This is a genomic window from Streptomyces sp. FH025 (genome assembly GCF_017427025.1).
In the GTDB taxonomy this organism is placed as follows: Bacteria; Actinomycetota; Actinomycetes; order Streptomycetales; family Streptomycetaceae; genus Kitasatospora.
In genome coordinates this window covers 1-3,679 of sequence record NZ_JAFLNG010000732.1, presented here as the reverse complement: position 1 = coordinate 3,679, position 3,679 = coordinate 1, and the positions used below count along the sequence as shown (strand labels likewise).

The window sequence follows — 3,679 nt, the reverse complement described above, 5'->3', positions numbered from 1 at the left end:
CACGCCCAGGCCTGGCACCCCCGCCACACCCTCGCCGACTACCGGCCCTGAGGCCCCAAGGAACAGGCCCACATCACCTGGTCGGGGGCTTCCCGGCCCGCCGGCCCCCTGCTTGGCTGGCAGCCATTGGCGAAGGGGGGGGCGTTCCGGTGGCAGGAGGCCGCACGTGTCCGAGGAGCAATCCCAGGAACCTGGAATTCCGAACTCCAGCACACCGCCTGAATCCGAGGAAGGGAACGGGGAGCAGCCGGCTGACACCGCGACCGGAGAGGAGGGGAGGAGCAGGAAGAGGAAATACCTCGACACCACCAGCAAGTGGGTCTCCCTGGCGGCCGCGGCCTCGGCCCTGGCCCTCTCGCTCTACAACTTCGTCGGGCTCCATGCGCGGCCGGATGTCGACGTCACGATGCCGATCTCGCTCCGCCTCCTCAGCCTCCCGGGGCGCGCGACCATCATCGCGCAGCCCGTCATCTCCATCACGAACGAGACGCAGAACTCGGAGACCGTGACCGGGCTCGCGATCCGGATGCGGCGGGAGGACCCGGCGCCGCCGCAGGACCAGATCGAGTTCCTCTGGCTCGCCAACGGGCACTGGCAGAGCGACACGACGACGGGCAAGAGCTTCTGGATCGAGGACGAGGACGAGGACGCCAACGCCTTCCCGGTGACCAAGGACAAGCCGTGGACGAAGATCATGTCCTTCAGCACGGACCGCTGGTCATTCGCCCCGGGAACGTACAGCGCCACGCTGACGGTCTACCGCGCGACGACGTCCAAACCGTTCGAGGCCCATTGGTGCCTGGCGCTGACCGCCAACGGAGTCAGCCAGATCAACGTGCAGCACGCGTACTACCCGATCCGAAAGGACTGGCTCGGGGCCTCCGGATCACGGTGCTACCAGGGAGAACCGGCGCCGGCCGGCACTCCCCAGGAGGGAACACCCAGCTCTCCCGCGCCGAACTCACCCAGCTGACCGGATCGTCACGGCCGCCCCGGTGCCCGCCAGGGCGCGCAGGGCGGCGCGGGCCGCCGCCTCGCCGTCGTCGTAGTGGTGGGCGCGGGCGGCGGTCAGGGCGGCGCCCAGGTGGAGGGCGGCCTCCTCGGGGTGGCCGGTGGCGGCCAGGGCGCGGCCGTAGAGGGTCTGGAGGACGACGCGGCGGGTGACCGGGAAGGGCGGCTCGGCCAGGGCCAGGCCCCGGGCCGCGTGGTGGGCGGCCTCCTCCGGGCGGCCGCAGGACAGGCAGTGGTCGGCCAGGTGCTGGCGCGCCAGGGCGGCCAGGTCCGCGCGCTTCGCCCGCCGTTCGGTCAGGGCCAGGGCCCCCTCCAGCAGGCCCCGCACCCGGGCGCCGTCGCCGTAACGGGCGTGCGCGACGGCCAGGTTGACCAGGGCTACGGCCTCGGCGGCGGCATCGCCGGCCAGCGCCGCGAGGCCCGGGGCCCGCTCCAGCTGCACGAGGGCCTCCTCGGGCCGCCCCTCCTCCAGCAGGACCCACCCCAGCAGCGCCCGCGCGCGGGACTGGGCGCCGGGGTCCAGGTCGGCCTCGGCGGCGGCCAGGCCCTGCTCGAGCAGCGGCACCCAGCCGTCCCTCACCTGCCACACGATCAGCGGCCACTGGAGGAGGACCAGGCGCCAGGCCCGGTCGGGCAGCCCGGCCGCCACCGCCGCCTCGACCGCGCCGCGCAGGGTGTCCCGCTCGGCGGCGTACCAGGCCAGCGCGCCCGCGCGGTCCGGGAAGGGCCGGACCTCGACGGGGTGCCGGGCGTCGGGCGGCAGGACGCAGCACGGCTCGCTGCCCGGTTCGGCGGCGGCACTCGCGGCGAGCAGGGTGCGCAGCAGGTGGTCCAGGAGCCGGGGCAGCACCTCGGCCTCGTCGTCCGCCGACTCCGCCGGGCCGGGCAGGCTGCGGGCGTAGAGGCGGACCAGGTCGTGCAGGGTGTAGGCGTCCCGGCCGATCTCCACGACCAGGTGGGCGGCGGCCAGGTGGTCGAGCGCCCGCGCGGCCCGCTCCAGGTCGCAGCCGTCCAGCGCCGCCGCGGTACGGCTGTCCAGGGTGGCGCCGGTGTGCGCGCCGAGGCGCCGCAGCAGCCGCCGGGCCGGGCCGGGCAGGTGCTGCACGGTCAGCGCGAGGGCCGCGGCGACACTGGTGTCCTCCACCTCCAGCAGCCCCAACCGGCCCTGCTCGTCGGCCAGTTCATCGGCCAGGGCGGCCAGCCCCCGGGCCGGACCGGTGGCGATACGGGCCGCCGCCAGGCGCAGCGCGAGCGGCAGCCCGTCACACAGGACGGCCAGCCGGGCGGCGGCCTCGCGCTCGGCCGCGACCGCCTCCGCGCCCAGGGTGGCGGCGAGCAGGGAGACGGACTGCGGCGCCGACAGCTCGGCGAGCGGGACGGGCCGGGCGGCGTCCGAGGCGACCAGCCCGCCCAGGCGCTCGCGGCTGGTCACCACCGTCACGCAGCCCTCCCCGTCGGGCAGCAGCGGGCGCACCTGCCCGGAGCGGCGCGCGTTGTCCAGGACGAGCAGCATCCGGCGCCCGGCCGTCAGCTCCCGGTAGCGGGCCGCCATCGCCTCGGGGGAGCGGGGCATCCCCTCGGCCGGCAGGCCCAGGGCGAGCAGCAGTTCGCGCAGCACCGCGCCGGTGGAACGCTCGGGCAACGGGCTGTGCCCGCACAGGTCGACGAACAGTCGCCCGTCGGGGAAGTCGGCCTGCCGCAGGTGCGCCCAGTGCACGGCGAGGGCGCTCTTGCCGACCCCGGCCCCGCCGGTGACCACGGCCACCGCCCCGGGGGAGGCGGTGGCCCGATCCAGCGCGGCCAGCTCCTCCCGGCGCCCGGAGAAACCCCTCGGCCGCCGGGGGAAGAGCCAGGACGGCGCCGTCTCGGGCACGCTCTCGACGGCAGGCGTTCTGGGCGGCCCGTCGGAGCGCAGCAGCGCCCCGTACGCCTCGGCCAGCTGCGCCCCGGGGTCGATCCCCAGCTGACGCGCCAGGGCCCGGCGGGTGCGGTCGTACCACTCCAGCGCCTCCGAGCGCCGCCCCGCCCGGCCGAGCGCCGTCATCAGCGCCGCGACCAGCGACTCGCGCAGCGGGTTCGCCGCGGCCTCGGCGCCCAGCACGCCCGCCGCCGCGCCGTGGTCGCCGAGCCGGGCGTGGGCGCGGGCCAGCTCCTCGGCCGCGGCGAGCCGGGACTCCTCCAGCGCCTGCGCGGCGCACTGCAGCGGCACGCTGGGCTCGATGCCGCCGAGCGCGGGCCCGCGCCACAGCGCCAGCGCCTCCCGCAGCGGCGCCACCGCCGCGTGGGCCTCCCGTGCGGAGGAGGCCGAGCGCACCAGGTGCTCGAACCGCCCGGCGTCCACCGCCGCTTCGGGCACCCGCAGCAGGTAGGCGCCGCCGTCGGTGAGGAGTTCGACCCCGGCGGCCGGCGCACCGGCGGCGGCGAGCACCGCGCGCAGCCCGGAGACGTGGTTGTGGATGACGGTGCGTGAGTGCCGGGGCGGCTCGCCGTCCCACAGCGCCTCGGTGAGCCGGCCGACGCCGACCGGCGTGCCGGGGTTCAGCAGCAGCATCGCCAGCAGGGCGCGACGCTTGGGCGATCCGAGGGCGAGCTCCCGGCCGTCCGCGGCCACCGCCGCCACCGGGCCCAACAACCGGAAATCCACCCCGTGCCCCCTACCGCCCCCTCA

At 76.7% G+C, this 3,679-nt stretch carries 2 protein-coding genes; one reads left to right on the top strand and one right to left on the bottom strand.

The window, feature by feature from the left end:
• Positions 1 to 166: 166 nt before the first annotated feature.
• Entirely contained in the window at positions 167 to 973 is an 807-nt protein-coding gene (locus tag J0670_RS32900; RefSeq protein WP_207815804.1) for a hypothetical protein, read from the top strand.
• Here the strand turns inward: J0670_RS32900 and J0670_RS32895 are convergent.
• Positions 962 to 3,643, bottom strand: coding sequence for an AfsR/SARP family transcriptional regulator (locus tag J0670_RS32895; RefSeq protein ID WP_243437864.1), 2,682 nt, complete (start codon positions 3,641 to 3,643; stop codon positions 962 to 964). The two genes, J0670_RS32900 and J0670_RS32895, sit on opposite strands and share 12 nt — an antisense overlap.
• Between the last annotated feature and the right edge of the window lie 36 nt (positions 3,644 to 3,679).